Genomic DNA, 26,401 nt, shown 5'->3' with positions numbered 1-26,401 from the left:
CCCCGATCGAGGGTGGAAGGCTGCGACAGAACCCCCCTCAGAGGGGGGTCCGGCAGAACCTGGCCCCTGGCCCCGATCGCCCATAGCGTGAGGTCATGGCACCGAAGGACGAGCGCGTACGGGACTTCCTGGCCACCCGCCGCGCGAAGATCACCCCCGACTTGGCCGGCATCCCGAAGGGCGGCGGAGCGCGCCGCGTCCCCGGCCTGCGCCGGGAGGAGGTCGCGATGCTCTCCGGCGTCTCGGTCGACTACTACACCCGGATCGAGAAAGGCGACCTGACAGGGGTCTCCGACGAAGTCCTCGACGCCCTTGCCCGTGCCCTGCAGCTGACCGAGGACGAGAGCGCCTACCTCTACGACCTCGCGCGCACCGCGCGCCGCCCCTCGCGGGCGAGGAGACAGCCGAAGGCCGCGGCGGTCGTGCCCCAGCAGGTACAGCTGCTCATCGACGCGATGAGCGCCACCCCCGTCATCGCCCTGAGCAAGAGGCTCGACGTCCTCGCGTCGAACGCTCTGGGCCGGGCCCTGTTCGACATGGCCTTCACCAGCCCCACTCGGCGCTCATCAGCCTCCCCGCCGAACCTGGCCTCCGTCGTCTTCCTCGACCCCGCCGCGGCCAAGTTCTACGACGATCTCGACGACGCGGCAGCCGCGTGCGTGCGCATCCTCCGTGCCCAGGCCGGCGCGACACCGCACGACAAGCAGCTGATACAGCTCGTCGGCGAGCTGTCCACGCGAAGCGACGACTTCAGATCCCGCTGGGCCGCTCACGATGTCGGCGTCCACCGCGCGGGCAGGAAGACCCTCCACCACCACCAGGTCGGAGAGCTCATCCTGGGCTTCGAGGAACTGACCCTCGACTCCTCTCCCTCCATCACCCTGTCCGCGTACATCGCCGAGCCCGCCTCGCCCACCGCCGAGCGCCTGCAACTGCTGGCCACCTGGACAGCGACGACCGCGGCGGCGCACCCGTGAAGCAGGCTGAGCTGCCCGCCGACGCGGGTCGTCTCGATGCCGCCGGTCTCACGCGGCACGGTCTCCAGCATGCCCGAGACCGTGAACCGTTCCTCGGCGCGGAACAGCTCAGTCAGCAGGACGGCGTCCAGGCGTGGCCAGACGCCGGCCCCGGTCCAACCCCGCAGCCGGCTCCAGGCCGTCACGCCGAAACAGCCCACCGTCTCCGCCGGGACGTCCCGTCAGGCGACACCGGCCAGTGCTGTTCGGTCAGGAACAAGCGACTGCCTCAGATACCGGCGGCACCGCTCGGGCAGCGGGCCTCCCGCTGCCACAGACCGACAAGCCGATAAGATCACGCACCGCGGACACCCTGGCGACCAATTCAGCCGTCGCCGGCAGATCATGCTGCGAGCGAGGCCGAGGAAGGCTTCGTGGATGTCATCGACGGGCCGCCGTTTCCCGACAGACTGGGCCTGCCCGTCGTACGCCTTGAAGTCGGCGGCCTCAGTCGTGTACGTCGCGCCAGGCCGACGGGATCGTCTCGGCGATGTCGTGGGCGGCGATCGGGGCGCCGTGGGCGGCGAGGCGGCCGGCCAGGCCGTGCAGGTAGGCGGCGACGCCGCCCGCGTCGCGCGGGGCCAGGCCGGCGGCGAGCAGGGAGCCGGCGAGGCCGGACAGGACGTCGCCGCTGCCGGCCGTGGCGAGCCAGGGCGTGCCGGTCGCGTTGACCCGCACCGGGCCGCCGCCGGGGTCGGCGACGAGGGTGGTCGAGCCCTTCAGCAGGACCGTCGCGCCATAGCGCGCGGCCAGTTCCCGTGCGGCGGACAGCCGGGCCGCCTCCACCTCCTCGCGGGCCACGCCGAGCAGGGCGGCGGCCTCACCGGCGTGCGGGGTCATCAGCGTCGGCGCGCTGCGGGCGCGTACGGCGTCGCGGGCGGCCAGCCGCAGGCCGTCCGCGTCGAGCAGCACGGGTACGTCCGTCGCCAGCACCTCGGCGACGGTACCGGCGTCGTCCCCGGCGCCCGGCCCCACCACCCAGGCCTGCACCCGGCCCGCCTCGTGCGGCCCCCGGTCGGACACCAGCGTCTCGGGGAACCGGGCGAGGACCGCCTCCCCGGCCGGGCCGACGTACCGTACGGCCCCCGCGCCGCCGCGCAGCGCGCCGGAGACGGCGAGCACGGCCGCGCCGGGGTAGCGGGCCGAGCCGGCCGCGATGCCGACGACGCCCCGGCGGTACTTGTCGCTCTCGGCGGCCGGCGCCGGCAGCAGCGCGGCCACGTCCGCGTGCTGCAACGCCTCCAGCTCGGGCTCGGCGGGCAGTTCGGGGCGCAGGCCGATGTCGACCAGGCGGACCGTGCCGGCGTGCTCGCGGGCCGGGTCGATCAGCAGGGCCGGCTTGTGGGCGCCGAAGGTGACGGTGAGGTCGGCGCGGACGGCGTCGCCGCGCACCTCCCCGCTGTCCGCCTCGACCCCGCTGGGCAGGTCCACGGCGACGACGGCGGCGCCGGAGCGCGCGGCGCGCTCGGCCAGCGGCGCGGCGCCGGCGCGCAGGCCGCCCGTGCCGCCGATCCCGACGATGCCGTCCACGACCAGGTCGGCCCGGTCGACGGCCTCTCCTGCGGCATCCGGGTGAACGACGACGCCGCCGGCCCGGCGCAGCGCGGCGAGGCCGCCGCAGTGGACGCGGTCGCCGGCGAGCGGGACCGCCGTGACGCCCGCGCCGCGCCGGGCGAGGCGGGCCCCGGCGTACAGGGCGTCGCCGCCGTTGTCCCCGCTGCCCACCAGCAGCACCACCCGGCGGCCGTAGACGCGCCCGAGCAGATCCGCGCAGGCGGCGGCGAGCCCGGCGGCGGCGCGCTGCATGAGGGCGCCGTCGGGGAGCCGCGCCATCAGCGCGCGCTCTGCTGTCCTGATCGTTTCAACGCTGTACGCGGTACGCATGCGGTCGAGTCTGCCCCGCATCCGCCGGATGCCGCGCGGGAACCCGGCAGGCCCCGCACCATTTATGGAAGGGGAGATTCCACTTCCAGGTGCGGACCCGCCCCGCCGGGGAACCCGGCAGCCGCGGAGGGCGGCGACGACGGGAGGAAACCGGGGAAGCGGGACGGGACGAGAGAAGGGACCCGCACGGACATGAAGGACGAACCGGTCGGGACGGACGAGGTGCGCCCGGCCGAGGCGTCGGGCGCCGTCGGCGCGGGCCCCGGCGGGCAAGACGGCCGCTGGCTCCAGGCACTGGAGCTGCTGCTGACCGAGCAGCGCTTCCGCATCGGCCAGTACGTGGCCGCGCACGCCGTCCCCGTCTGCCCGGTGGAGTCCGCGGAGGAGGAGCGGCGCCGCAGATCGCGCGCCCCCGCCGCGCCCCTGAAGATCCCCGAGCCCCCGGTCTGGCAGTTGCTGGACGCCCTGCCGCTCGCCGCGATGGTGATCCTCCCGGCCCTGGACGAGGCGGGGGGAATCGCCGACTTCTGCTACGTGGGCCACAACGTCACCGCGCGGCGGTACGCGGAGAGCCACTTCCCGCCCGGCGCCCTGCCGCCGCACACCGGGACCGTCCCGCTGTTCGAACGCTTCCCCAACCTGGCCGACACCCCCGTGCCCCGGATGCTCGCCGAGGCGCACCGCACCCGGCGGCCGCAGGGCCCCGAGTCCGCCGAGTGGTCGCTGTCCGGCCCGGACGGACGGGCGGTGCGGCTGAGCAGCGAGGTGCGCGTCGCGCCCTTCGGCGACCTGCTGCTGGTCACCTGGGAACGCGGGGAGAAGGCCCGCGCCCGGATGGCCGAGGCCGCGCAGAACCTGGCCCGGGTGTGCTGGGCCGAGTGGAACCTGGGCGACGGCACCGTGGAGGCCACCGGCCTGGACAAGGTCCTCGGGCTCGCCGCCTCGCAGCCCCTGCCGGACCTGCTCGAACTGGGCCGCATGCTGACCCCGGACAGCCGCGAACCGCTCTACCAGGCGGTGCACGACGTGGTGCTGCGCGAGCGGCGGGTCGTGGACCTGGAACTGCGCCTGGCCACCCCGCACCCGCGCGTCCTGCGGTTCATCGCCGAACCCGTGCGGCCCCAGCTCGGCCCGGTGTGGACGCTGCGCGCCGTGTGCCGGGACGTCACCTCCGACGTGCACAGCCGCACGCTGGCCGAACAGGCGATGCAGGAGGCGCGGGCGCAGCGGGAGCGGGCGGACGCGGTCGCCGACGTGGCCGAACGCCTGCGAGACGCCATCGTGCCCCGGTTCCCGGCCGAACTGGGCGGCCACGACGTGGAGGCGGCCGCCGTCTACCGCCCCGAGGGCCGCACCGCACGGGTGGGCGGCGACTGGTACAAGACCCGGATCCTGCCGACCGGCCAGGTGCTGATCGCGCTGGGCGACGCCCGCGGCCACGGTCTCGACGCGATCACCCTGATGGCGAAGCTGCGTTACGCGCTGGCCGGGCTGGCGTTCACCGGCGAGGCCGTGGAGGAGCTGACGGGCTGGCTGAACCTGGTCGCCTGCGACGACGGCGCGGAGTCCACGGCCACGGCGGTGGTCGCCCGCTACCACCCGGGCCGCGCGCTGCTGCGCTGGACCTGCGCGGGCCATCCGCTGCCGATCCTGATCCGCGACCGGACGGCCCGCCTGCTCGATCCGCCGCCGGGCGGGCCGGGCATGCCGCTGGGCGTCCTGCCGGACGAGACGTACACGGCGGCGGAGACCGCGCTGCGCCCCGGCGACGTGGTGCTGCTGTACTCGGACGGGCTGATCGAGCGCCGCGGCTCGGACCTGGACCGCGACGCGTCCCGCCTGGTGCGGGCCGCGCAGGACGGCGCCCGCGACGGCATCCCGCCGGGCGACGAGGCGCTGGACGCCTACGCCCGCCGTCTGGTCGACCGGCTCACCGACCACCGGATGCAGGACGACGCCACGGTGCTGGCGTTCCGCCTGGTGGGCGGCGAGCCGGCGGGCGGCTGACCCGGGCGGGGCCGCAGGGAGGCGCCGGGGGGCTCCGGCGGGTCAGCCCTCGGCGATGACGACGGCGGAGGCGACGCCCGCGTCGTGACTGAGCGAGAGGTGCCACGACCGCACCCCGAGTTCCGCGGCCCGCGCGGCGACGGACCCCTTCACCCGCAGCCGGGGCCGCCCGTTGTCCTCGACGTACACCTCGGCGTCGGTCCACAGCAGTCCGGGCGGCGCGCCGAGGGCCTTGGCGACGGCCTCCTTGGCGGCGAACCGCGCCGCCAGCGAGGCCATGCCCCGCCGCTCCCCGCTGGGCAGCAGCAGTTCCCGCTCCACGAACAGCCGACGGACCAGATTGGGCGTCCGCTCCAGCGACGCGGCGAACCGATCGATCTCGGCCACATCGATCCCGACCCCGATGATGCTCATGCCGAGCACCTTACGGCCCGTCACCCGCCCGCCGCCGGGCCGACCCGAGCCGACCCGCCCCTCTGCCCGGACTACTCGACCGTCACGGACTTGGCCAGGTTGCGGGGCTGGTCCACCTCGTTGCCGCGTGCCGTGGCCAGCTCGCAGGCGAACACCTGCAACGGCACCGTGGCCACCAGCGGCTGGAGCAGCGTGGGCGTCACCGGGATCCGGATCAGGTGGTCCGCGTACGCCTCCACCGCCTCGTCCCCCTCCTCCGCGATCACGATGGTCCGGGCGCCCCGGGCCCGGATCTCCTGGATGTTGGAGACGATCTTGTCGTGCAGCAGCGACCGCCCGCGCGGCGACGGCACCACCACCACGACCGGCAGGTCCTCCTCGATCAGCGCGATCGGCCCGTGCTTCAGCTCGCCCGCCGCGAACCCCTCGGCGTGCATGTAGGCGAGTTCCTTCAGCTTCAGCGCGCCCTCCAGCGCGACCGGATAGCCCACGTGCCGCCCCAGGAACAGCACCGTGTCCTTGCCGGCCAGCGACCGCGCCAGCGCGCGCACCGGCTCCATGGTCTCCAGCACCCGCTCCACCGCCCCGCCGATCCGCGACAGGTCGCGGATGACGGCCCGGATCTCGTCGCCCCACTTGGTGCCCCGCACCTGCCCCAGGTACAGCGCGACCAGATAGCAGGCCACCAGCTGGGTCAAAAACGCCTTGGTGGAGGCGACCGCCACCTCAGGACCGGCGTGCGTGTACAGCACCGCGTCCGACTCCCGGGGGATCGTCGAGCCGTTGGTGTTGCAGATGGCCAGCACCTTGGCGCCCTGCTCGCGGGCGTGCCGCAGCGCCATCAGCGTGTCCATGGTCTCGCCGGACTGGGAGATGGCGATGACCAGCGTCTGCGCGTCCAGGATCGGGTCCCGGTAGCGGAACTCGCTGGCGAGTTCGACCTCGCACGGGATGCGGGTCCAGTGCTCGATGGCGTACTTGGCGATCAGCCCCGAGTGGAAGGCCGTGCCGCAGGCGACGATGACGACCTTGTCCATCTCGCGCAACTCGGCCGCGGAGATGCGGACCTCGTCCAGCGTCAGGTTCCCGGCCGCGTCGATCCGGCCCAGCAGCGTGTCGGCGACCGCCTTGGGCTGCTCGGCGATCTCCTTCAGCATGAAGTAGTCGTAGCCGCCCTTCTCGGCGGCCTCCGCGTCCCAGTCGACGTTGTAGGGGCGGACCTCGGCCGGCTGCCCGTCGAACCCGGTGACCGTCACCCCGTCCCGGCGCAGCTCCACCACCTGGTCCTGGCCCAGTTCGATCGCGGAGCGGGTGTGGGCGATGAACGCGGCGACGTCCGAGGCGAGGAAGGCCTCGCCCTCGCCGACCCCCACCACCAGCGGGGAGTTGCGGCGCGCGCCCACGACCACGTCGGGCTCGTCGGCGTGCACCGCGACCAGCGTGAACGCGCCCTCCAGCCGGCGGCAGACCAGCCGCATCGCCTCGGCCAGATCGGCGCAGCCGGAGAACTCCTCGGCGAGCAGGTGGGCGACGACCTCGGTGTCGGTGTCGGAGGACAGCTCGTGCCCACGCTCGGCCAGCTCGGCGCGGAGCAGGGCGAAGTTCTCGATGATGCCGTTGTGGACGACGGCGACCCGGCCGGCGTTGTCCAGGTGCGGGTGGGCGTTGGCGTCGGTGGGGCCGCCGTGGGTGGCCCACCGGGTGTGCCCGATGCCGGTGGAGCCGGTCGGCAGCGGCCGGTCGACCAGTTCCTTCTCCAGGTTGACCAGCTTGCCGGCCCGTTTGGCCGCCGCCAGCCCGCCGTCGGCGAGGACGGCGACGCCGGCCGAGTCGTAGCCCCGGTATTCCAGCCGCTTCAGTCCGGCCATCACGACTTCGAGTGCCGACTGCGACCCCACGTATCCCACGATTCCGCACATGGCACCGCAGCCTACGGCCCGTCAGGCCGCGAAACCGGCCGCCGTGTGCCCGAAATCGGAAATTCCCACCGGGGTACGAACGCCCCGGCGGGAATTCCCGGCGACCGCCCCGGTCCGGACGGCCGCCGCGCGCCGAGCGACCGCGCTACGCCACGCGGCCGCCCCGCGCCGTCACTTCAGCTTGGCGAGCTGCGCGTCCACGATCTCGGTGGGGAAGGCCCAGTCCTTGCCGCTGGCGGCCGAGGCCATGTTCACGGCGGGGAAGTAGGCCAGGGTCGCGCCCTTGCGGACGACGACGCTCTTCGCCGGGAACTTGTCGCCCTCGGCGTCCACCGTCGAGGTCAGGGCCAGCGCCTCGTCGGCGCCCTGCGGGGCGGCGGTGACGGCGACCTTGGCGACCTTGGTCGTCTCGCCGTCCGCGGTGAAGGAGAAGCCGCCGGCGCAGTCCGCGGCCGCCTTCGTCAGATCCTTCATCGCCTGCTCGGCGCCGCCGTCCGCGTAGGAGGCCAGGGTGAGCACGACCTTCGCCCGGTCGAGGGCGGCGACCATGCTGTCCTCGGCGCTCGCGCCGGCCTCGGGCTTCTTCGCGTCGCCGGTCCAGGAGCGCTTCACGCTCGCCGCGGGCTTGCCGGCGTAGGAGCCGACCTGGAGCAGGCCGAGCGGCGCGCAGGCCGCCTTGTCCGTCTTGACCTTGTCCTGCGCGATGTCGTCCGTGGCGGGCAGCTTGGTGACGACCTTGCCGCTCTTGACGTCCGTCTGCGCCAGCGCGGCCTTCTCCAGCTCGGCGGCGGACAGCGGCTTCGTGGCGGCCGGCGCGGCGGAGGCGGACTTGTCCGCCTGGGCGGTCCTGCCGTCGGCGCCCTTGTCGCCCTCGTCGGAGGAACCGCCGCAGGCGGTGGCGAACAGGGCGAGGGCGGCGGCGGACGCGGCGAGCGCCGTCCGGCGCACCACGGGGGATCTCACGAGTGGAAGCTCTTTCTCTACCGGCCGCGGACGGCCTCCGCGGTGCTTTGCACGCACTTTACGTGCGGCCGCCCAAAAGATGATCATCATGTCACCACCCGGTACCCGACCGTGACACCCACGTGATCTTCACAGCCGACGCACAGTCCGTCCGCACGGCCCGCCCGCCCCGCGTGACGCACCCCACCTCCCGCCCCGTTCAAAGTCCGTTAACAATGGACTGTGATCTCACCGGTCCCCTCGACGCCCCGGAGCGCCCACCGGTCCAAGCCGGAGGCGACTCCCTACGTCGACCTCACCCGAGCCGAGTGGAGCGCGCTGCGCGACAAGACGCCGCTCCCGCTGACCGCCGAGGAGGTGGAACGGCTGCGCGGCCTGGGCGACGTCATCGACCTCGACGAGGTCCGCGACATCTACCTGCCGCTGTCCCGCCTGCTCAACCTCTACGTCGGCGCCACCGACGAACTGCGCGGCGCGCTGAACACCTTCCTCGGCGAACAGGGCTCCCAGTCGGGCACCCCGTTCGTGATAGGCGTCGCCGGGTCGGTCGCGGTGGGCAAGTCCACCGTCGCCCGGCTGCTCCAGGCGCTGCTGTCCCGCTGGCCCGAACACCCCCGGGTCGAACTGGTCACCACCGACGGGTTCCTGCTGCCCACCCGGGAACTGGAGACCCGCGGGCTGATGTCCCGCAAGGGCTTCCCGGAGTCGTACGACCGCCGGGCGCTGACCCGGTTCGTCGCCGACATCAAGGCCGGCAAGCGGGAGGTCACCGCCCCGGTCTACTCCCACCTGATCTACGACATCGTCCCCGGCGAGAAGCTCACCGTGCGCCGCCCGGACATCCTGATCGTGGAGGGGCTCAACGTCCTCCAGCCCGCCCTGCCCGGCACCGACGGCCGCACCCGGGTCGGCCTCGCCGACTACTTCGACTTCAGCGTGTACGTCGACGCGCGCACCGAGGACATCGAGCGCTGGTACCTGAACCGGTTCCGCAAGCTGCGCGACACCGCCTTCCAGGACCCGTCCTCCTACTTCCGCAAGTACACCCAGGTGTCCGAGGACGAGGCGCTCGACTACGCCCGCACCATGTGGCGGACCGTCAACAAGCCCAATCTGGTGGAGAACATCGCGCCCACCCGGGGCCGCGCCACGCTCGTGGTGCGCAAGGGCCCCGACCACAAGGTGCAGCGGCTCAGCCTGCGCAAGCTCTGACCGGACCGGCCGCGCGGGGGCGTCTACGCTGCCCCCCATGCTGCATCTGCGACTGATCACCCCCGCGGACCGGACCGACGACGTGGTCGCCGTGGTGCGCGAAACGGTCGGCACCGCCCATCTGGTGGTGCTGCCGGGCGCCGCCCGCGACCCGTCGGGGGACGTGGTCATGTGCGACATCGCCCGCGAGGCGGCCGACGAACTACTGGGCGAACTGCGGGCGTTGGGCATCGACCAGGCCGGTTCGATCGCCGTGGAGAGCATCGACCTGTCGCTGTCGAAGCGGGCCGAGGAGGCCGAGCGGGAGGCGCCGGGCGAGGCCGCGGACGCGGTGCTGTGGGAGGAGCTGACGGAGGCCACCCACGAGGAGTCGACGCTGTCGGTCACCTATCTGGCGTTCATCACACTGGCCACCATGATCGCCGCCTGCGGCGTGGTGCTCGACAACGCCGTGCTGATCGTCGGGGCGATGGCGGTGGGCCCGGAGTTCGGGCCGCTGGCCGGGATCAGCACGGCCCTGGTGCGCGGGGCGCCGCGGCTGGCCCTGCGCTCCCTGGTCGCCCTGCTGGCCGGCTTCGCGCTGGCGATGGCGGTGACCGTCGGCTTCAGCCTCGTCATGGACGCGCTCGGCCTGTTCAGCAAGGCCAAGCTGGAGGGAGCGCGGCCCAACACCAACTTCGTCTACGCCCCCGACGCGTTCTCCTTCGTGGTGGCGGTCCTCGCCGGCGCCGCCGGAACGCTCTCCCTGACCTCGGCCAAGTCGGGCGCCCTGGTCGGCGTCGCCATCTCCGTGACCACCGTCCCGGCCGCCGCCAACGCGGCCGTGGCGCTCGCCTACGGCGACACCGCGCAGACCCGGGGCTCCACCACGCAGCTGCTGCTGAACCTGTTCGGCATCGTCCTGGCCGGCGCCCTCACCCTGCTCGTCCAGAAACTCCTCTGGTCCAGACAGCGCGACCGCGCCCCGGCGGGCGTCCGCCGGGGCGCGTCGTGAGGGGCGGCCGGGACGGCCGGGGCCGGTCCGGCGGCGGCCGCTAGCCCAGCGCCGACTTCACCGCGTCGGCCAGCCGGCCGGCCACCGTGCGGGCCTGCTCGATGTCGGCGGCCTCGACCATGACACGGACCAGCGGCTCGGTGCCGGAGGGGCGCAGCAGCACCCGCCCGGTCTCCCCCAGCTCGCGCTCGGCCTCACTCACGGCGGCGGCCAGGTCGGCGGAGGTCTTCACCCGCGACTTGTCCACGTCCGGGACATTGACGAGGACCTGCGGCAGGCGCTCCATCACGGACGCCAGGTCCCGCAGCGTACGGCCGCTCTGGGCGATCCGGGCGGCCAGCAGCAGACCGGTCAGCGTGCCGTCGCCGGTGGTGGCGTGGTCGAGGATGATGACGTGCCCGGACTGCTCGCCGCCGAGGGCGTAGTCCTTCTCCTTCATCTCCTCCAGGACGTAGCGGTCGCCGACGGCGGTCTGCACGAGGTGGATGCCCTCGCGCTCCATGGCCAGCTTGAAGCCCAGGTTCGACATCACGGTCGCGACGACGGCGTCGGAGCGCAGCGCGGAACGCTCCCGCATCGCCAGCGCGAGCACGGCGAGGATCTGGTCGCCGTCGACCTCCTCGCCGGTGTGGTCCACGGCCAGACAGCGGTCGGCGTCGCCGTCGTGCGCGATGCCGAGGTGGGCGCCGTGCTCGACGACGGCGGCCTTCAGCTTGCCCAGGTGGGTGGAGCCGCAGCCGTCGTTGATGTTGAGGCCGTCCGGCTCGGCGCCGATGGTGACGATCTCCGCGCCGGCCCGCTGGAACGCCTCCGGGGAGACCCGCGCGGCGGCGCCGTGCGCCTCGTCCAGCACGATCCTCAGCCCGTCGAGACGGTTCGGCAGGGCGGCCAGGAGGTGGGCGACGTACTGGTCGAAGCCCTCGTCGTAGTCGCGTACGCGGCCGACGCCCGAGCCGGTGGGACGGTCCCAGGGAGCGCCGGTGCGGTGCTCCTCGTAGACCTTCTCGATCCGGTCCTCCAGGTCGTCGGCGAGCTTGTGGCCGCCGCGGGCGAAGAACTTGACGCCGTTGTCGGGCATCGCGTTGTGGCTGGCCGACAGCATCACACCGAGGTCGGCGCCGAGCGCGCCGGTCAGGTACGCCACCGCGGGCGTCGGCAGCACGCCGACGCGCAGCACGTCCACGCCCGCGCTCGCCAGGCCGGCGACCACGGCCGCCTCCAGGAACTCACCGGAGGCGCGCGGGTCGCGGCCGACGACCGCCTTCGGACGGTGCCCCTCGAAGGTGCCCGCCTCGGCCAGTACGTGCGCCGCGGCGACGGAGAGGCCGAGCGCCATCTCGGCGGTCAGGTCCGCGTTGGCGACACCGCGCACGCCGTCCGTGCCGAAGAGTCGTCCCACTTGTCCTCCTGAGAAAGCGTCAGTTCGTGAAGCCGTGCCGGTGTGTCCGGCATTCCGGCATCTCGGCGTCTCGGCGTCTCGGCGTCTCGGCGTCTCGGCATCCGATCACACCAGCGTTTGAGCACCTTGTGCCGTTATACGCCCAAGCCCTGTGATAAACGAACGCCCCGGTGGCACAGTGGCGTGCCGCCGGGGCGTTCGGAGTAGGCCTGTCCGCAGGCAGCCGCTGTTTAGCGCTTGCTGTACTGCGGAGCCTTGCGGGCCTTCTTCAGACCGGCCTTCTTGCGCTCGACCGCACGGTCGTCGCGCTTGAGGAAGCCGGCCTTCTTGAGCGCGCCGCGGTTGTTGTCGACGTCGGCCTCGTTCAGGGCGCGGGCGACACCGAGACGCAGGGCGCCGGCCTGACCGGAGACACCGCCACCGGAGATCCGGGCGATGACGTCGTAACGGCCTTCGAGCTCCAGCACCTTGAAGGGCTCGTTGACTTCCTGCTGGTGCACCTTGTTCGGGAAGTAGTCCTCGAGGGTGCGACCGTTGATCTTCCACTTGCCGGTGCCCGGGACGATCCGGACGCGGGCGATGGCGTTCTTCCGGCGGCCCAGGCCGGCGGCCGGCTGCGGCTCGCCGAAGCGGGAGGCCAGGGACTCCGAGGTGTACTCACCCTCGACGGGGACCTCGGACTCGGTGGTGTAGCTGTCGATGTCAAGCTCTTCGAGCGGCTGCTCGGCAGTGGTCTCGGCCACGATTCTCCTCAGATTCTCTTCAGGCTTAGGGGGTGGCCGGACTTACTGCGCGACCTGGGTGATCTCGAACGGCACCGGCTGCTGGGCGCCGTGCGGGTGCTGGTCACCCTTGTAGACCTTCAGCTTCGAGAGCATCTGACGGCCGAGGGAGTTCTTGGGCAGCATGCCCTTGACGGCCTTCTCGACGGCCTTCTCCGGGTTGTTCGCCAGGAGGTCGTCGTAGCGGACGGACCGCAGACCGCCCGGGTAGCCGGAGTGGCGGTACGCCATCTTCTGGGTCCGCTTGTTGCCGGAGAGGTGCACCTTGTCCGCGTTGATGATGATGACGAAGTCACCAGCGTCGACGTGCGGCGCGTAGATCGGCTTGTGCTTGCCCCGCAGAAGGGTGGCAGCGGTGGTCGCCAGACGGCCGAGGACGACGTCCTGGGCGTCGATGACGTGCCACTGGCGCGTGATGTCGCCGGGCTTGGGGCTGTACGTACGCACGGTTCGTAGCCTTCGCTTCTTCAGTGAATGGTCCTGACAAGGTCACCGAAGACGATCACGACAGCCGTGACCGCACAGCGGTGACGCAAACCGCGTGCTGGTCGCTGGTCATCGGCCCGGTGGACCGGTGTAAGGGCCGGGTCCGTGAGAAGAGCCAAGCCAATACACAACGAACATGCAGAGTACCTGCGCGGCCCTCCAGGGGTCAAAACGGGGTGGCCGGCGCGGTCCCCTGCGTGTTCCAGCCCCAGTGTACGGGGCACCGAGGCGCGAAGCCCCCACCCCATGCCCGCCGCATACCGGCCGCAATCGTGCGCAACGCCCCCGGCCCCCGTTTCCCGGGCCCGCACAGGGCGGGGCGCCCGCCCGACCGGCGTCTAAGATGCGCCCCATGAGTTTTGGGCAGGGGGGCTCGCAGTCCCAGTGGGATCCCTGGAAACCGCACTCGCAGCAGCCGTGGAACGGCGGGGGTGACGACGGGACTCCCGACTGGGCCGCGCTGGCCGAGGCGTCGGAGACCCGCAACAAGCGGCGCCGGCTGCTGTTCGTCGGCGGCGGCGTGCTGGCCACGGTCGCCGTCGGCGCGGCCGTCGCCGTGGCCGTGATGTCCGCCGACGGCGACGACGACGCCCACGGCGGCCCCGCCCAGCCGTCCGCCACCGCCACGCTGCCCAGCGGCTCGGCGGCCCCCTCCTTCGCGCCCACCACCGCGCCGCCCCCGCTGGACCCGAAGGACTTCATAGCCAGCGCCAAGAAGGACACCGCCCCGCTCAGCCCGGACACCCTCTTCCCCGGCGCCCGGCTGACCATGACCGGGAACGTGTACAAGAAGGGCCCCACGGCCGACACCAGGAACTGCGCCTCGGCCGCCCAGGGCACCCTCGCCAAGGTCCTCACCGCCAACGGCTGCACCCGGCTGATCCGCGCCACCTACACCAAGGACGGCGTCACGGCCACGGTCGGCGTCGCGGTCTTCGGCACCGAGGCGCAGGCCACCGCGGCCAAGGGCCAGGCCGACAAGAAGAGCATCGTCAGGCCGCTCACCGGCGGCGGCGTCAAGCCCTTCTGCGCCGGCGCGGTCTGCCGCTCCACCACCAACTCCTACGGCCGCTACGCCTACTTCACCATCAGCGGCTTCCCCGGCGACAAGAACGTGACCACCAAGGACACGAAGGTCTTCCGCACCGGCGACGACCTCGCCGCCTTCGCCTTCGGCCAGATCCGCCGCCGCGGCGAGGCCCAGGCCTCGGCAGCCGCGAACCAGTAACCCGCCCCGCGCCGCATCACCCCCGGCCGAGCACCGGTCGGCACACCCCGGCCAAGCGCACCCGCCACCCCCGCCGCACGTCCCGCCGCCCGGCGATCCGGCCGGACTGCCCCGCCGCAAGTGGCCCCGCAGCCGGAGCGCGGCCGGCGGCACCGGCCGGCGGGGCCGTGCGCCGCGACGAGATCCAGCGGCAGCCGCTCCCCGGCCCCGGCCCACGTGACCGGCCGGCCCCGGCCTACGCGTCCGCCGGGTCCGGAGGCGTCGTCGCGCCGTCCGCCCCGGGCGGGGGCTGCGCCGGACTGCCCAGGGCGCGGAACCACCAGCCGGCCGCCCGCCACCGCCGCGCGTCCAGCGCGCCCCGGCCGTCCACGATCCGCGGTCGCCGCACCAGGGCGGCCGCCCGCCACGGGTCCAGCTCCCGGAACTGCGGCCACTCGGTCAGGTGCAGCACCAGCTCCGCCCCGCGCAGCGCCTCCTCGGCCGACAGCGCGTAGCCGAGCAGCGGGAACGCCTTGCGCGCGTTGTCCATCGCCTCGGGGTCGTAGACCGTCACGTCCGCACCGTCCAGGTCCAGCCGCGCCGCCACGTTCAGCGCGGGCGAGTCGCGGATGTCGTCCGAGTCCGGCTTGAAGGCCGCGCCCAGCACCGCCACGCGCGCCCCGAGGACGCTCCCGCCGCACGCCTCGCGGGCCAGCGCGATCACCCGGTCCCGGCGGCGCATGTTGATCGCGTCGACCTCGCGCAGGAAGCCCAGGTCCACGCCCAGCTCGGCGGCGCGGTGCGCGAAGGCCCGGATGTCCTTGGGCAGACACCCGCCGCCGAACCCCACCCCGGCCCGCAGGAACGCCCGCCCGATCCGCTCGTCGTACCCCAGCGCCTCGGCCAGCCGCCGCACGTCGCCGCCGCTCGCCTCGCACACCTCGGCCATCGCGTTGATGAAGGAGATCTTGGTGGCGAGGAAGGAGTTCGCGGCCGTCTTGACCAGCTCGGCGGTGGCGAAGTCGGTGACGACCAGCGGCGTCCCGGCGGCCAGGACCGTGCCGTAGACCCGGCGCAGCAGCCGCTCGGCGCGCGCGGTGCGCACCCCGAGAACCAGCCGGTCCGGCGCGAGCGTGTCCGCGACGGCGAAGCCCTCCCGCAGGAACTCCGGGTTCCAGGCGATCTCCACCCGGTGCGCGTCGGCGAGCCGTGCCGCGGTGCCGACCGGCACCGTCGACTTGCCGACCAGCAGCGCGCCCTTGCGCGCGTGCCGGGCGATCGCCTCGAAGGCGCTCTCGACGTACGCGAGGTCGGCGCCCTCCGCGTCCCGGCGCTGCGGGGTGCCCACGCACACGAAGTGCACCTGTCCGAAGGCGCCGGCCTCCTCGTAGGAGGCGGTGAAGCGCAGCCGGCCGCTCGCCGTGTGCCGGGCGATCAGTTCGGCCAGCCGCGGCTCGTGGAACGGCGCCCGCCCGGCCCGCAGCGCCGCGAGCCGGCCGGCGTCGGTGTCCAGGCCGACCACCTCGTGTCCCAGCTCCGCCATGCAGGCGGCGTGCGTGGCGCCGAGATACCCGGTGCCGATGACGGTGAGCCGCATGGATCAGCCCCTCTCGCCGTACGTCCCCGCCGAGCCGTACGGCGCCGCGGGTGCACCGGCGAGTTCCCCGGCCCACCGCACCCGTACCGTCACCGGGTGTCAGCGGCGGCTCAGCAGCAGCCGGCGGACGGCAGGGACCGCTTGTTGCGGGCCTCGCGGCTGCGCGCGGCCAGCAGCTCGTCGGCCGGGTAGCCGACCTCCTCCAGGGTCAGCCCGTGCGGCCGCACCACGTGCACGGCCGAGTCCCGCACGCCCGCCGCCAGCACCTTCCCGGGCCAGTCGGGAGCGCGGTGGCCGTCGCCGACGAACAGCAGCGCGCCGATCAGCGAGCGCACCATGTTGTGGCAGAAGGCGTCCGCGCGCACGGTCGCCGTGACGATCCCGTCGGCGCCGCGCTCAAGGCTCAGCTCCTGGAGGGTGCGGATGGTGGTCGCGCCCTCGCGCTTCTTGCAGTACGCGGCGAAGTCGTGCTCGCCCAGCAGATGGCGGGCCGCCTCGTTCATGGCGGCCACGTCGAGCGGCCAGTCGTGCCACAGGACGTGCCCGCGCAGCAGCGGGTCGACGCCGCCGGGGTTGTCGGTGACGCGGTAGGCGTAGCGGCGCCAGACGGCCGAGAAACGGGCGTTGAAGCCGCTGGGGGCGGGCCGCAGGGCCCACACCCGCACATCGCGGGGCAGCCGCCCGGCGAGCCGCTTGAGCAGCTTCTCGTGGTGCTCGCGCCACACCTGCTCGGGCAGGTCCACGTGCGCCACCTGGCCCCGCGCGTGCACCCCCGCGTCGGTCCGCCCGGCGACGGTCAGCTCGTACGTCTCCTGGGACCGCGTGACCGTGCGCAGCGCGTCCTCGATCTCCCCCTGCACGGTCCGCCTGCCGCCGGCCTGCTTGGCCCAGCCGTGGAAGCCGGAACCGTCGTAGGACAGGTCGAGCCGGACACGGACCTGCCCGGGCTGTACTTCGTCACTCACACGGGAATCCTCTCAGGTGCACGAAAAGCGGGCCCGTCCCTGAAAAGGAACGGGCCCGCCAACGCCCTCAAGGGGCGCGGGGAACTGCGCGACCGGCCACGGCGGGGCCGCAGCCGCAGGCCGGCAGTCCCCGGCAGAACGCTTACGCGTCCTTCGACTCTTCGGCAGCGGCCTCCTCGGCCGGAGCCTCGGTGGTCTCCGCGGCCTTGGCCTCGTCGGACTCCTTGACCGCGCGCTTGGTGGCGGCCTCGGCCTCACCCACGGCGTTCTGCTGCACCGTCAGCGCCTCGACCAGCTCGATGACGGCCATGGGCGCGTTGTCGCCACGGCGGTTGCCGATCTTGGTGATGCGGGTGTAGCCACCGGGACGGTTCTCGTACCGCGGGCCGATCTCGGTGAAGAGCGTGTGGACGATGCCCTTGTCCGAGATGACCTGGAGCACCTGGCGGCGGTTGTGAAGGTCGCCCTTCTTCGCCTTGGTGACCAGACGCTCGGCGTACGGGCGCAGGCGGCGGGCCTTCGCCTCGGTGGTGGTGATGCGGCCGTGCTCGAAGAGCGCCTTCGCGAGGTTCGCGAGGAGCAGCTTCTCGTGCGCGGCGCTGCCGCCCAGACGGGCACCCTTGGTGGGCTTCGGCATGGTGTTTCTCCTAGGTGTCTGCCCCGGCCGTGTCAGGTACCGGAGTCAGTATCCGAGCAGGCGGTCGCCTGTCGGAGATCCGGGGCTGTTCAGCCCCGGAATCGGACCGTCGGTCCCGGGCTCAGTACTGCTCGGTCTCGACGAAGCCCGCGTCCGCGTCGTCGTCCGCGCCGAAGGCGTCGGCGGCGGCGGTCGGGTCGAACCCGGGGGGCGAGTCCTTCAGCGCGAGGCCCATACCGGCCAGCTTCGCCTTGACCTCGTCGATCGACTTCGCACCGAAGTTGCGGATGTCGAGCAGGTCGGCCTCGGAGCGGGCGACCAGCTCACCCACGGAGTGGATGCCCTCGCGCTTGAGGCAGTTGTACGACCGAACGGTGAGCTCCAGCTCCTCGATCGGCAGCGCCAGATCGGCGGCGAGCGCGGCGTCCGTCGGGGACGGACCCATGTCGATGCCCTCGGCGTCGATGTTCAGCTCGCGGGCGAGACCGAACAGCTCGACCAGCGTCTTGCCCGCGGAGGCCATGGCGTCACGCGGACGCATCGCCTGCTTGGTCTCGACGTCGACGATCAGCTTGTCGAAGTCGGTGCGCTGCTCGACTCGGGTGGCCTCGACCTTGTACGTGACCTTGAGCACCGGCGAGTAGATGGAGTCGACCGGGATACGGCCGATCTCCTGGCCCGCCTGCTTGTTCTGCACGGCGGAGACGTAGCCGCGACCGCGCTCGACGGTCAGCTCCATCTCCAGCTTGCCCTTGCCGTTGAGCGTGGCGAGGACGAGGTCGGGGTTGTGCACCTCGACACCGGCCGGGGGCGCGATGTCGGCGGCGGTGACCAGACCCGGGCCCTGCTTGCGCAGGTACATCACGACCGGCTCGTCGTGCTCCGAGGAGACGACCAGCTGCTTGATGTTGAGGATCAGGTCGGTGACGTCCTCCTTGACACCCGGCACGGTGGTGAACTCGTGCAGGACGCCGTCGATGCGGATGGACGTGACCGCCGCACCCGGGATCGAGGAGAGGAGCGTACGGCGCAGGGAGTTGCCGAGGGTGTAGCCGAAGCCCGGCTCCAGCGGCTCGATCACGAACCGGGAGCGGAACTCGTCGACGACCTCTTCGGTCAACGAGGGACGCTGAGCGATCAGCATGGAGTGAATCCTTCAGTCAGGGGCGCCCGCTATTTGACGCCCGACTTGTACTGCAAGGGTACGGGCGGCACGGCCCGAAGGAGCCGTACCGCCCGAGAAGCCTTGTGAAGCGAGGTCAGACGCGACGACGCTTCGGCGGGCGGCAGCCGTTGTGCGGGGTCGGGGTGACGTCCTGGATGGAGCCGACCTCGAGACCGGTGGCCTGAAGCGAACGGATCGCGGTCTCACGACCGGAACCCGGACCCTTCACGAACACGTCGACCTTGCGCATGCCGTGCTCCTGGGCGCGGCGGGCGGCCGACTCGGCGGCCATCTGCGCGGCGAACGGCGTGGACTTCCGGGAGCCCTTGAAGCCGACGTGGCCGGCGGAGGCCCAGGAGATCACGTTGCCGCTCGGGTCGGTGATCGAAACGATGGTGTTGTTGAACGTGCTCTTGATGTGCGCGTGGCCGTGAGCGACGTTCTTCTTTTCCTTGCGGCGCACCTTCTTGGCAGCGCCCTGACGTCCCTTGGGGGGCATGTCTTCTCCTACGGGAGGTGGTCGGTCCTACAGCGAAGACCGCTGGACGGCGAGTCCGCTGCGGACTACTTCTTGCCCGGCTTCTTCTTGCCGGCGATGGCGCGACGCGGGCCCTTGCGGGTACGGGCGTTCGTGCTGGTGCGCTGACCGCGGACGGGCAGACCGCGGCGGTGCCGCAGACCCTGGTAGCAGCCGATCTCGACCTTGCGGCGGATGTCGGCCTGGATCTCGCGACGGAGGTCACCCTCGGTCTTGATGTTGCTGTCCACGTACTCGCGGATCGCGACGAGCTGCTCCTCGGAGAGGTCGCGGACGCGGGTGTTGGGGTCGATGCCGGTGGCAGCCAGCGTCGCCTGGGACAGGGTCCGGCCGATGCCGAACACGTAGGTGAGGGCGACCTCCACGCGCTTTTCGCGCGGGATGTCGACACCGGAAACGCGTGCCATTCAATGGCTCCAGTTGATCTTCGGAGGTCTTCCACAGGACCGGTTCCCAGCCGCCGTACGAGGTACGAACTGGGTCCCCGGCCTCCGAACCGGGGGTGTCGAGCGGACAGTCACGCCGCTCGGGACCTGCGTATGAACATATTCAGCTCGCGTCGCGCGAAACTCTGCGATAGAGGTGCAGAGGGTGCGGTCGGTCGTGCGTCAGCCCTGGCGCTGCTTGTGGCGCGGGTTCTCGCAGATGACCATGACCCGGCCGTGACGGCGGATCACCCTGCACTTGTCGCAGATCTTCTTGACGCTCGGCTTGACCTTCATTGGGTGAGGTTCTCCGGGTCAGTTGCCGGCAGCCCCGTGTGGAACACGGAACCTGGGGCAAGATCTACTTGTACCGGTAGACGATCCGGCCACGCGTCAGGTCGTACGGAGACAGCTCCACCACGACCCGGTCGTCAGGGAGGATGCGGATGTAGTGCATACGCATCTTGCCGCTGATGTGTGCCAGGACCTGGTGGCCGTTCTGGAGCTCGACCTTGAACATGGCGTTCGGCAGAGACTCGACGACAGTGCCCTCGATCTCGATGGCACCTTGCTTCTTGGCCACGCTTCGCCCTTCGAATCGACTACCTTGATCGACTCTCCTGCTTCCCTTACGGGCGCATGCGGACATGCGGGTGCACGAGAGCCGACGAGTCAGTCTACGTCAGCGCACCCGGAAACACGAATCGGGGAAGCCTGCCCCACGCCGGAGATCGTTATGCCGGCGGATCGGGCGCGGCCGCGACGCCGGGCCCGGCGAACGCCGGCCGCGGGCGGGGCCGGGCGGTCGTCAGGCGAGCGGGTCCGGCGCGGCCGTGACGCCGTACTCGGCCAGCTTGGCGCGGCCGCCGTCGGGGGCGGTCAGGACCAGGGGGCCCTGCTCGGTCAGGGCGACGGAGTGCTCCCAGTGCGAGGACCAGGTGCCGTCGGTGGTGATGACCGTCCACTCGTCCTCCAGCACCCGCGTCTTCGGGGTGCCGAGGGAGACCATGGGCTCGATGGCCAGGCAGAAGCCGGGGACCAGCTTGGGACCCTTACCGCGCCGGCGCTCGACGTAGTTCAGCAGGTGCGGGTCCATGTGCATCTCGGTGCCGATGCCGTGGCCGCCGTAGTCCTCGATGATGCCGTAGCGGCCGCCGCCCGGCTTGGGCTGGCGGCGGATGTACGTCTCGATCGCGCGGGAGACGTCGACCAGGCGGTTGCCGAGCTTCATGGCCGCGATGCCGGCCCACATCGACTCCTCGGTCACCCGGGACAGCTCGATCAGCTCCGGGGCGTGGCCGGAGCCGACGAAGGCGGTGTACGCCGCGTCGCCGTGCCAGCCGTCCACGATGGCGCCGCAGTCGATGGAGATCACGTCGCCGTCCTTCAGGACGACGTCGTCGGAGGGGATGCCGTGCACCACGACCTCGTTCACCGAGGTGCAGATGGTCGCCGGGAAGCCGCCGTAGCCGAGGAAGTTCGGCTTGGCGCCGTGCTCGGCGAGCACCTTGCGGGCCACCTGGTCCAGGTCCTTGGTGGTCGCCCCGGGCACGGCCGCCTCCCGGGTGGCCGCGTGGATCGCGGCGACGACCAGGCCCGCCGCACGCATCGTGGCGATCTGCTCGGGGGTCTTGATCTGCACCATGGGGACGGGGGCCTTTCTGGACCGGAGACGGGCTCGGCTGCTACAGCGCTCGGCTACTACAACGATACGGGGGCGTCCGGCACGCCGTGGGCGCGTACGTCCCGCCCACAGCTCAGCCGCGGCCCCCGAGCGGGAACCGCGGCTGCGCCCGACGCACTGCGGGCTACTGGGTGGCGTCCTCGCGCTTGAGCGCCTCCAGCGCGCGCCGCGTGATCTCGTCCACCGGGCCGAGCGCCGGGATCGTCACGACCAGGCCCTGCGCCTTGTAGTAGTCGATGATCGGCTCGGTCTGCGAGTGGTAGACCTCCAGCCGCTTGCGCACGGTGTCCTCGTGGTCGTCGTCGCGCTGGTACAGCTCGCCGCCGCAGACGTCGCAGACGCCCTCCCGCTTCGGCTTGCTGTACGTCACGTGGAAGACGTGGCTGGAGTCGTTGCGGCAGATGCGCCGGCCGGCGATCCGCTTGACGACCTCGTCCTCGGAGACCTCCAGGTCGAGCACCGCGTCCAGCGTGATGCTCTCGCCGGTCAGCAGCTCGTCCAGCGCCTCGGCCTGCGAGACGTTGCGCGGGAAGCCGTCCAGCAGGAAGCCGCCCTCGGCGTCCGGCTGCTCCATGCGGTCCTTCGCCATGGCGATCGTGACCTCGTCGGGTACGAGCTCGCCGGCGTCCATGTAGGACTTCGCGAGCTTGCCCAGTTCCGTCTGCCCGCTGATGTTGGCGCGGAACAGGTCACCCGTGGAGATGTGCGGGATCGACAGCTTCTCGGCAAGGCGTACGGCCTGCGTTCCCTTACCGGCGCCCGGCGGCCCGACGAGGACGATTCGCATCAGCGGAGGAACCCTTCGTAATTGCGCTGCTGGAGCTGGCTCTCGATCTGCTTCACCGTCTCCAGGCCGACACCCACGATGATCAGGATGCTCGTGCCGCCGAACGGGAAGTTCTGGCTTGCCCCGAAGCCAACCAACGCCATCGTCGGTACGAGAGCGATCAGACCCAGGTACAGCGAACCCGGCCAGGTGATCCGGTTGAGCACGTACGAGAGGTACTCAGCGGTCGGTCGGCCAGCCCGGATGCCCGGGATGAAGCCACCATACTTCTTCATGTTGTCCGCGACTTCCTCGGGGTTGAAGGAGATCGCCACGTAGAAGAACGCGAAGAACACGATGAGCAAGAAGTACAAAGTGATGTAAAGCGGGTGATCGCCCTTGGTCAGGTTCTGGGTGACCCACGTCTTCCAGCCCGCGTTGCCACCGGCGAACTGCGCGACGAGCGCCGGAATGTAGAGCAGCGACGAGGCGAAAATGACGGGAATCACACCCGCCTGGTTCACCTTGAGCGGGATGTACGTGGACGTACCGCCGTAGGACCGGCGGCCGATCATCCGCTTGGCGTACTGCACCGGGATACGGCGCTGGGCCTGCTCGACGAAGACGACCAGGCCGACCATGACCAGGCCGACCAGGATGACGGTGCCGAACTCGATCCAGCCGTCGGCCAGCTTGCCGGACTTCTTGATGGCCCACAGCGCGGACGGGAAGGTGGCGGCGATCGAGATGAACATCAGGATCGACATGCCGTTGCCGATGCCGCGGTCGGTGACCAGCTCACCGAGCCACATGACCACGCAGGTGCCCGCGGTCATGCAGATCACCATCGTGATGGTGGTGAAGATCGCGCGGTCCGGGACGATGTTGCCGGCGACCGAGCAGCCGTTGAACAGGGCGCCGCTGCGGGCGGTGGCCACCAGGCCGGTGCCCTGCAGGATCGCGAGCGCCACCGTCAGGTACCGGGTGTACTGGGTGATCTTCGCGGTGCCGGCCTGGCCCTCCTTCTTGAGGGCCTCGAGGCGCGGGATCACCACGGTCAGCAGCTGCAGGATGATGCTCGCCGTGATGTACGGCATGATCCCCAGCGCGAAGACGGTGATCTGCAGAAGCGCGCCGCCGCTGAACATGTTGACGAGACCGAAGAGACCCTGGTTGCCGGAGGCCTCGGTCACACACGTCTGGACGGCCTTGTAGTTGACGCCCGGGATCGGGATGTGGGTACCGACGCGGTACACCACGATGATGCCGAGCGTGAAGAGCAGCTTCTTGCGCAGGTCGGGCGTCCTGAACGCCCGGGCGAAGCCGGTGAGCACGGTGCCTCCTGCGACCCCCGCGCAAGTGCGTCAGGGTGACGGGTCTTGAGGTTCGACGAAAAAGAACAGTGCAGGCCACCTTACCGGCGACCATGCCCCCCATGGAACGACCAACCGGGGATACCTCATTGTGAGGCATCCCCGGTCGGGTTCGTCTACGTCATCGAGACGCCTGAGGGAATCAGACGAGCTCGGTGACAGTGCCGCCGGCGGCGGTGATCTTCTCCTTGGCGGAGCCGGAGACGGCGTCGACCGTCACCTGCAGCGCCACGGAGACCTCGCCCTGGCCCAGGACCTTGACCAGGCTGTTCTTGCGAACGGCGCCCTTGGCCACCAGGTCCTCGACCGTGACCTCGCCGCCCTCGGGGTAGAGCGCGGTGAGCTTGTCGAGGTTCACGACCTGGTACTCGGTCTTGAACGGGTTCTTGAAGCCCTTCAGCTTCGGGAGACGCATGTGGAGGGGCATCTGGCCACCCTCGAAGCGCTCCGGAACCTGGTAACGGGCCTTCGTGCCCTTGGTACCACGACCGGCCGTCTTACCCTTCGACGCCTCACCACGACCCACACGGGTCTTGGCGGTCTTGGCGCCCGGGGCGGGACGGAGGTTGTGGATCTTGAGCGGGTTCTGCTCCGCCATGATCAGTCGACCTCCTCGACCGTCACGAGGTGGCGGACGGTGTGCACCATGCCGCGGAACTCGGGACGATCCTCCTTGACGACCACGTCACCCAGGCGCTTGAGGCCCAGGGAACGCAGGGTGTCGCGGTGGTTCTGCTTGCTGCCGATGTAGGACTTCGTCTGCGTGATCTTGAGCTGCGCCATGATTACGCACCAGCCCCGGCACGCGCACGAAGGAGAGCCGCGGGGGCGACGTCCTCGAGCGGCAGACCGCGGCGGGCCGCGACCTCCTCGGGACGCTGAAGGCCCTTGAGGGCCTCCACCGTGGCGTGCACGATGTTGATCGCGTTGTCGGAGCCCAGGGACTTCGACAGGATGTCGTGGATGCCGGCGCACTCGAGCACGGCGCGCACCGGACCACCGGCGATAACGCCGGTACCCGGGGACGCGGGCTTGAGCAGCACGACGCCGGCAGCCTTCTCACCCTGGATCGGGTGCGGGATGGTGCCCTGGATGCGGGGGACCTTGAAGAAGTGCTTCTTGGCCTCCTCAACACCCTTGGCGATGGCGGCCGGCACCTCCTTGGCCTTGCCGTATCCGACACCCACGGTGCCGTCACCGTCGCCCACCACGACCAGCGCGGTGAAGCTGAAGCGACGACCACCCTTCACAACCTTGGCGACGCGGTTGATCGCGACGACGCGCTCAACGTACGCGGTCTTCTCGGCGGCAGCTGCGCCGCCGTCACGGCCCTTCCGGTCCCGCCGCTCGCCGCCACCGGCACCGCCACCGCGGCGCTGGGGTCCAGCCATTGGAATTACCTCTCTCTGTTTCCGCTAGCTCGCAGCAACATCAGTCGCTGCCGCGACGGGCGACTCAGAACTTCAGACCGGCTTCGCGGGCGGCGTCAGCCAGAGCCGCGATCCGACCTGCGTACTGGTTGCCACCACGGTCGAACACGACGGCCTCGACACCGGCGGCCTTGGCGCGCTCGGCGACCAGGGCGCCGACCTGCTTGGCCTGCGAGGACTTGTCGCCCTCGCCGCCGCGGATCGACGTGTCCAGCGTGGACGCCGATGCCACGGTGTGGCCCTTGAGGTCGTCGATCACCTGCGCCACGATGTGGCGGTTCGAGCGGGTCACGACCAGACGGGGGCGCTCCGCCGTACCGGAGATCCGCTTGCGGATCCGGATGTGACGGCGCTTGATCGCGGCGCGCTTGTAGGCGTCGCCCTTGAGGATCTTCTGCCCGTATGCCATGGCTTACTTACCCGCCTTTCCGACCTTGCGGCGGATGACTTCGCCCTCGTACTTGACACCCTTGGCCTTGTACGGGTCGGGCTTGCGCAGCTTGCGGATGTTGGCCGCAACCTCGCCGACCTTCTGCTTGTCGATGCCCTCGACCGAGAAGCGGGTGGGGGCCTCCACCTTGAAGGTGATGCCCTCGGGCGCCTCGACGGTGATCGGGTGGCTGTAGCCCAGAGCGAACTCGAGGTTCGAACCCTTGGCCGTCACGCGGTAACCGACACCGCTGATCTCGAGCTTCTTCACGTAACCCTGGGTCACGCCGGTGATCATGTTCGCCACCAGCGTGCGGGACAGGCCGTGCAGGGCCTTGTTCTGACGCTCGTCGTTCGGGCGGGTGACGTTCAGAACGCCGTCCTCGTCCCGGACGATCTCGATCGGCGAGGCGACGGTGTGGGTCAGCTCGCCCTTGGGGCCCTTGACCTTGACCGTACGGCCGTCGATGGTGACGTCCACGCCGGCGGGAACCGTGATGGGGAGCTTGCCAATACGCGACATAGCTGTTTCCTCCGTTCCCTTCCGCTACCAGACGTAGGCGAGGACTTCCCCACCCACGCCCTTCTTGCCGGCCTGCTTGTCGGTCAGGAGACCGTGCGACGTGGAGATGATCGCCACGCCGAGGCCACCGAGCACCTTGGGCAGGTTGGTGGACTTCGCGTACACCCGGAGACCGGGCTTGGAGATCCGCTTGATGCCCGCGATGGAGCGCTCACGGTTCGGGCCGTACTTCAGCTCGAGGACGAGGTTCTTGCCGACCTCGGCGTCCTCGGTCTTCCAGCCGGTGATGAAGCCCTCCTGCTGGAGGATCTCCGCGATGTGCGACTTGATCTTCGATGCCGGCATCGTCACGGAGTCGTGGTATGCCGAGTTCGCGTTCCGCAGACGCGTAAGCATGTCTGCGATCGGATCAGTCATGGTCATGAATTGGCCTTCGGCCTCTCTCGCCGGGGTTTCCTGGTGCGCCATCCCTCTCCCCGATCCGAGACGGGACGGGTGCGGCGCGGTGGACCTACGGCGTAGTAAGTCGTTTAGGGCGCGGCGGGCGCCCAACCCCACAAGCCTAAGGCATGGGGGATGGGTCGCC

Annotated in this window: 29 protein-coding genes; 5 read left to right on the top strand and 24 right to left on the bottom strand. The window is 71.2% G+C overall.

The window, feature by feature from the left end:
- Nucleotides 1-95 precede the first annotated feature (95 nt).
- On the top strand, nucleotides 96-977 hold the full coding sequence (locus ABEB07_RS25780; RefSeq protein WP_345670489.1) for a helix-turn-helix domain-containing protein: 882 nt from the start codon (nucleotides 96-98) through the stop codon (nucleotides 975-977).
- Nucleotides 978-1,463: 486 nt separating this feature from the next.
- Here the strand turns inward: ABEB07_RS25780 and ABEB07_RS25770 are convergent, their stop codons facing one another.
- Nucleotides 1,464-2,900 (bottom strand): NAD(P)H-hydrate dehydratase, encoded by a 1,437-nt coding sequence (locus tag ABEB07_RS25770; protein WP_345670488.1) that lies wholly within the window; start codon nucleotides 2,898-2,900, stop codon nucleotides 1,464-1,466.
- Nucleotides 2,901-3,092: 192 nt separating this feature from the next.
- On the opposite strand from ABEB07_RS25770, the gene ABEB07_RS25765 reads away from it, so the two are divergent.
- Nucleotides 3,093-4,907, top strand: coding sequence for a PP2C family protein-serine/threonine phosphatase (locus tag ABEB07_RS25765; protein ID WP_345670487.1), 1,815 nt, complete (start codon nucleotides 3,093-3,095; stop codon nucleotides 4,905-4,907).
- 42 nt (nucleotides 4,908-4,949) lie between these two features.
- Here the strand turns inward: ABEB07_RS25765 and ABEB07_RS25760 are convergent, their stop codons facing one another.
- The 3 genes from ABEB07_RS25760 to ABEB07_RS25750 all read right to left on the bottom strand — a co-directional run bounded on the left by ABEB07_RS25760 (nucleotide 4,950) and on the right by ABEB07_RS25750 (nucleotide 8,203).
- On the bottom strand, nucleotides 4,950-5,321 hold the full coding sequence (locus tag ABEB07_RS25760) for a holo-ACP synthase (RefSeq protein WP_164587898.1): 372 nt from the start codon (nucleotides 5,319-5,321) through the stop codon (nucleotides 4,950-4,952).
- Nucleotides 5,322-5,392: 71 nt separating this feature from the next.
- Nucleotides 5,393-7,240 (bottom strand): glutamine--fructose-6-phosphate transaminase (isomerizing), encoded by a 1,848-nt coding sequence (glmS, locus tag ABEB07_RS25755; protein WP_345670486.1) that lies wholly within the window; start codon nucleotides 7,238-7,240, stop codon nucleotides 5,393-5,395.
- Nucleotides 7,241-7,411: 171 nt separating this feature from the next.
- On the bottom strand, nucleotides 7,412-8,203 hold the full coding sequence (locus ABEB07_RS25750; RefSeq protein WP_345670485.1) for a hypothetical protein: 792 nt from the start codon (nucleotides 8,201-8,203) through the stop codon (nucleotides 7,412-7,414).
- A 222-nt stretch (nucleotides 8,204-8,425) separates the two neighbouring features.
- Between ABEB07_RS25750 and coaA the strand changes: the two genes are divergently transcribed.
- Together coaA and ABEB07_RS25740 are read left to right on the top strand one after the other, a co-directional pair.
- Nucleotides 8,426-9,415: a type I pantothenate kinase gene (gene coaA / locus ABEB07_RS25745; protein WP_164587901.1), complete on the top strand. Its 990-nt coding sequence runs from the start codon at nucleotides 8,426-8,428 to the stop codon at nucleotides 9,413-9,415.
- Between the two features lie 37 nt (nucleotides 9,416-9,452).
- Nucleotides 9,453-10,409 carry a DUF389 domain-containing protein gene (locus tag ABEB07_RS25740; protein WP_345670484.1) on the top strand — a complete coding sequence of 319 codons (957 nt, stop codon included), beginning with the start codon at nucleotides 9,453-9,455 and terminating at the stop codon, nucleotides 10,407-10,409.
- A 40-nt stretch (nucleotides 10,410-10,449) separates the two neighbouring features.
- Here ABEB07_RS25740 and glmM read toward each other — a convergent pair whose 3' ends face one another.
- From glmM to rplM, 3 genes are all read right to left on the bottom strand, one after another.
- On the bottom strand, nucleotides 10,450-11,808 hold the full coding sequence (gene glmM, locus ABEB07_RS25735) for a phosphoglucosamine mutase (RefSeq protein WP_176150151.1): 1,359 nt from the start codon (nucleotides 11,806-11,808) through the stop codon (nucleotides 10,450-10,452).
- A gap of 230 nt (nucleotides 11,809-12,038) precedes the next feature.
- Nucleotides 12,039-12,551: a 30S ribosomal protein S9 gene (gene rpsI / locus ABEB07_RS25730; RefSeq protein WP_164587904.1), complete on the bottom strand. Its 513-nt coding sequence runs from the start codon at nucleotides 12,549-12,551 to the stop codon at nucleotides 12,039-12,041.
- A gap of 42 nt (nucleotides 12,552-12,593) precedes the next feature.
- A complete protein-coding gene (rplM, locus tag ABEB07_RS25725) occupies nucleotides 12,594-13,037 on the bottom strand; it encodes a 50S ribosomal protein L13 (protein ID WP_037858438.1) in 444 nt (147 codons plus the stop codon).
- A 391-nt stretch (nucleotides 13,038-13,428) separates the two neighbouring features.
- Here rplM and ABEB07_RS25720 point away from each other — a divergent pair, with 391 nt between their 5' ends.
- Nucleotides 13,429-14,304: a hypothetical protein gene (locus ABEB07_RS25720; protein ID WP_345670483.1), complete on the top strand. Its 876-nt coding sequence runs from the start codon at nucleotides 13,429-13,431 to the stop codon at nucleotides 14,302-14,304.
- 235 nt (nucleotides 14,305-14,539) lie between these two features.
- Here ABEB07_RS25720 and ABEB07_RS25715 read toward each other — a convergent pair whose 3' ends face one another.
- The 17 genes from ABEB07_RS25715 to rpsH form a co-directional block, all read right to left on the bottom strand.
- The gene (locus ABEB07_RS25715; protein WP_345670482.1) at nucleotides 14,540-15,880 is read right to left on the bottom strand and encodes a UDP-glucose dehydrogenase family protein; all 1,341 of its coding nucleotides are present in this window, start codon (nucleotides 15,878-15,880) and stop codon (nucleotides 14,540-14,542) included.
- 110 nt (nucleotides 15,881-15,990) lie between these two features.
- The gene (gene truA, locus ABEB07_RS25710; protein ID WP_345670481.1) at nucleotides 15,991-16,845 is read right to left on the bottom strand and encodes a tRNA pseudouridine(38-40) synthase TruA; all 855 of its coding nucleotides are present in this window, start codon (nucleotides 16,843-16,845) and stop codon (nucleotides 15,991-15,993) included.
- 142 nt (nucleotides 16,846-16,987) lie between these two features.
- Nucleotides 16,988-17,482 carry a 50S ribosomal protein L17 gene (gene rplQ, locus ABEB07_RS25705; RefSeq protein ID WP_164587876.1) on the bottom strand — a complete coding sequence of 165 codons (495 nt, stop codon included), beginning with the start codon at nucleotides 17,480-17,482 and terminating at the stop codon, nucleotides 16,988-16,990.
- Between the two features lie 121 nt (nucleotides 17,483-17,603).
- Nucleotides 17,604-18,626 (bottom strand): DNA-directed RNA polymerase subunit alpha, encoded by a 1,023-nt coding sequence (locus tag ABEB07_RS25700; RefSeq protein WP_024755423.1) that lies wholly within the window; start codon nucleotides 18,624-18,626, stop codon nucleotides 17,604-17,606.
- Between the two features lie 115 nt (nucleotides 18,627-18,741).
- Nucleotides 18,742-19,146 (bottom strand): 30S ribosomal protein S11, encoded by a 405-nt coding sequence (rpsK, locus tag ABEB07_RS25695; RefSeq protein WP_003956432.1) that lies wholly within the window; start codon nucleotides 19,144-19,146, stop codon nucleotides 18,742-18,744.
- A gap of 65 nt (nucleotides 19,147-19,211) precedes the next feature.
- On the bottom strand, nucleotides 19,212-19,592 hold the full coding sequence (gene rpsM, locus ABEB07_RS25690) for a 30S ribosomal protein S13 (protein ID WP_164587875.1): 381 nt from the start codon (nucleotides 19,590-19,592) through the stop codon (nucleotides 19,212-19,214).
- 201 nt (nucleotides 19,593-19,793) lie between these two features.
- Nucleotides 19,794-19,907, bottom strand: coding sequence for a 50S ribosomal protein L36 (rpmJ, locus tag ABEB07_RS25685; RefSeq protein ID WP_003998809.1), 114 nt, complete (start codon nucleotides 19,905-19,907; stop codon nucleotides 19,794-19,796).
- 64 nt (nucleotides 19,908-19,971) lie between these two features.
- The gene (gene infA / locus ABEB07_RS25680) at nucleotides 19,972-20,193 is read right to left on the bottom strand and encodes a translation initiation factor IF-1 (RefSeq protein ID WP_003948620.1); all 222 of its coding nucleotides are present in this window, start codon (nucleotides 20,191-20,193) and stop codon (nucleotides 19,972-19,974) included.
- Between the two features lie 225 nt (nucleotides 20,194-20,418).
- Nucleotides 20,419-21,255: a type I methionyl aminopeptidase gene (gene map / locus ABEB07_RS25675; protein WP_176150147.1), complete on the bottom strand. Its 837-nt coding sequence runs from the start codon at nucleotides 21,253-21,255 to the stop codon at nucleotides 20,419-20,421.
- 163 nt (nucleotides 21,256-21,418) lie between these two features.
- The gene (locus ABEB07_RS25670; protein ID WP_176150146.1) at nucleotides 21,419-22,081 is read right to left on the bottom strand and encodes an adenylate kinase; all 663 of its coding nucleotides are present in this window, start codon (nucleotides 22,079-22,081) and stop codon (nucleotides 21,419-21,421) included.
- Nucleotides 22,081-23,394: a preprotein translocase subunit SecY gene (gene secY / locus ABEB07_RS25665; RefSeq protein WP_164587872.1), complete on the bottom strand. Its 1,314-nt coding sequence runs from the start codon at nucleotides 23,392-23,394 to the stop codon at nucleotides 22,081-22,083. The genes ABEB07_RS25670 and secY overlap by 1 nt, the downstream gene beginning before the upstream one ends.
- A gap of 181 nt (nucleotides 23,395-23,575) precedes the next feature.
- The gene (gene rplO / locus ABEB07_RS25660; RefSeq protein WP_009190146.1) at nucleotides 23,576-24,031 is read right to left on the bottom strand and encodes a 50S ribosomal protein L15; all 456 of its coding nucleotides are present in this window, start codon (nucleotides 24,029-24,031) and stop codon (nucleotides 23,576-23,578) included.
- Nucleotides 24,032-24,033: 2 nt separating this feature from the next.
- Entirely contained in the window at nucleotides 24,034-24,216 is a 183-nt protein-coding gene (gene rpmD / locus ABEB07_RS25655; RefSeq protein ID WP_009190145.1) for a 50S ribosomal protein L30, read from the bottom strand.
- A 2-nt stretch (nucleotides 24,217-24,218) separates the two neighbouring features.
- Complete coding sequence (gene rpsE / locus ABEB07_RS25650) at nucleotides 24,219-24,824, bottom strand: 30S ribosomal protein S5 (RefSeq protein WP_015658456.1); 606 nt, start codon at nucleotides 24,822-24,824, stop codon at nucleotides 24,219-24,221.
- 64 nt (nucleotides 24,825-24,888) lie between these two features.
- Nucleotides 24,889-25,272, bottom strand: coding sequence for a 50S ribosomal protein L18 (gene rplR / locus ABEB07_RS25645; RefSeq protein WP_345670478.1), 384 nt, complete (start codon nucleotides 25,270-25,272; stop codon nucleotides 24,889-24,891).
- 3 nt (nucleotides 25,273-25,275) lie between these two features.
- Nucleotides 25,276-25,815 carry a 50S ribosomal protein L6 gene (gene rplF, locus ABEB07_RS25640; RefSeq protein WP_164587870.1) on the bottom strand — a complete coding sequence of 180 codons (540 nt, stop codon included), beginning with the start codon at nucleotides 25,813-25,815 and terminating at the stop codon, nucleotides 25,276-25,278.
- Between the two features lie 24 nt (nucleotides 25,816-25,839).
- Entirely contained in the window at nucleotides 25,840-26,238 is a 399-nt protein-coding gene (rpsH, locus tag ABEB07_RS25635; RefSeq protein WP_026252022.1) for a 30S ribosomal protein S8, read from the bottom strand.
- Nucleotides 26,239-26,401 lie beyond the last annotated feature (163 nt).

It is taken from the genome of Streptomyces similanensis, assembly GCF_039543625.1.
GTDB classification, from domain to species: Bacteria; Actinomycetota; Actinomycetes; order Streptomycetales; family Streptomycetaceae; genus Streptomyces; species Streptomyces similanensis.
The sequence above is the reverse complement of the archived record's forward strand: the minus strand, read 5'-3'. Positions and strand labels throughout refer to the sequence as shown.

Bases quoted from the DNA above. Each gene is read 5' to 3' on its own strand.
- glmS (WP_345670486.1), bottom strand. From the start codon at position 7,240: ATGTGCGGAATCGTGGGATACGTGGGGTCGCAGTCGGCACTCGAAGTC.
- rplQ (WP_164587876.1), bottom strand. From the start codon at position 17,482: ATGCCGAAGCCCACCAAGGGTGCCCGTCTGGGCGGCAGCGCCGCGCAC.
- ABEB07_RS25670 (WP_176150146.1), bottom strand. From the start codon at position 22,081: ATGCGAATCGTCCTCGTCGGGCCGCCGGGCGCCGGTAAGGGAACGCAG.
- ABEB07_RS25700 (WP_024755423.1), bottom strand. From the start codon at position 18,626: ATGCTGATCGCTCAGCGTCCCTCGTTGACCGAAGAGGTCGTCGACGAG.
- rpmJ (WP_003998809.1), bottom strand. From the start codon at position 19,907: ATGAAGGTCAAGCCGAGCGTCAAGAAGATCTGCGACAAGTGCAGGGTG.
- rplR (WP_345670478.1), bottom strand. From the start codon at position 25,272: ATGGCATACGGGCAGAAGATCCTCAAGGGCGACGCCTACAAGCGCGCC.
- ABEB07_RS25720 (WP_345670483.1), top strand. From the start codon at position 13,429: ATGAGTTTTGGGCAGGGGGGCTCGCAGTCCCAGTGGGATCCCTGGAAA.
- rpsH (WP_026252022.1), bottom strand. From the start codon at position 26,238: ATGACCATGACTGATCCGATCGCAGACATGCTTACGCGTCTGCGGAAC.
- rplO (WP_009190146.1), bottom strand. From the start codon at position 24,031: ATGGCGGAGCAGAACCCGCTCAAGATCCACAACCTCCGTCCCGCCCCG.
- ABEB07_RS25740 (WP_345670484.1), top strand. From the start codon at position 9,453: ATGCTGCATCTGCGACTGATCACCCCCGCGGACCGGACCGACGACGTG.
- ABEB07_RS25770 (WP_345670488.1), bottom strand. From the start codon at position 2,900: ATGCGTACCGCGTACAGCGTTGAAACGATCAGGACAGCAGAGCGCGCG.
- rpsE (WP_015658456.1), bottom strand. From the start codon at position 24,824: ATGGCTGGACCCCAGCGCCGCGGTGGCGGTGCCGGTGGCGGCGAGCGG.
- map (WP_176150147.1), bottom strand. From the start codon at position 21,255: ATGGTGCAGATCAAGACCCCCGAGCAGATCGCCACGATGCGTGCGGCG.
- rplF (WP_164587870.1), bottom strand. From the start codon at position 25,815: ATGTCGCGTATTGGCAAGCTCCCCATCACGGTTCCCGCCGGCGTGGAC.
- ABEB07_RS25765 (WP_345670487.1), top strand. From the start codon at position 3,093: ATGAAGGACGAACCGGTCGGGACGGACGAGGTGCGCCCGGCCGAGGCG.
- rpsM (WP_164587875.1), bottom strand. From the start codon at position 19,592: ATGGCACGCGTTTCCGGTGTCGACATCCCGCGCGAAAAGCGCGTGGAG.
- rpsK (WP_003956432.1), bottom strand. From the start codon at position 19,146: ATGCCCCCCAAGGGACGTCAGGGCGCTGCCAAGAAGGTGCGCCGCAAG.
- ABEB07_RS25760 (WP_164587898.1), bottom strand. From the start codon at position 5,321: ATGAGCATCATCGGGGTCGGGATCGATGTGGCCGAGATCGATCGGTTC.
- ABEB07_RS25715 (WP_345670482.1), bottom strand. From the start codon at position 15,880: ATGCGGCTCACCGTCATCGGCACCGGGTATCTCGGCGCCACGCACGCC.
- ABEB07_RS25780 (WP_345670489.1), top strand. From the start codon at position 96: ATGGCACCGAAGGACGAGCGCGTACGGGACTTCCTGGCCACCCGCCGC.
- rpmD (WP_009190145.1), bottom strand. From the start codon at position 24,216: ATGGCGCAGCTCAAGATCACGCAGACGAAGTCCTACATCGGCAGCAAG.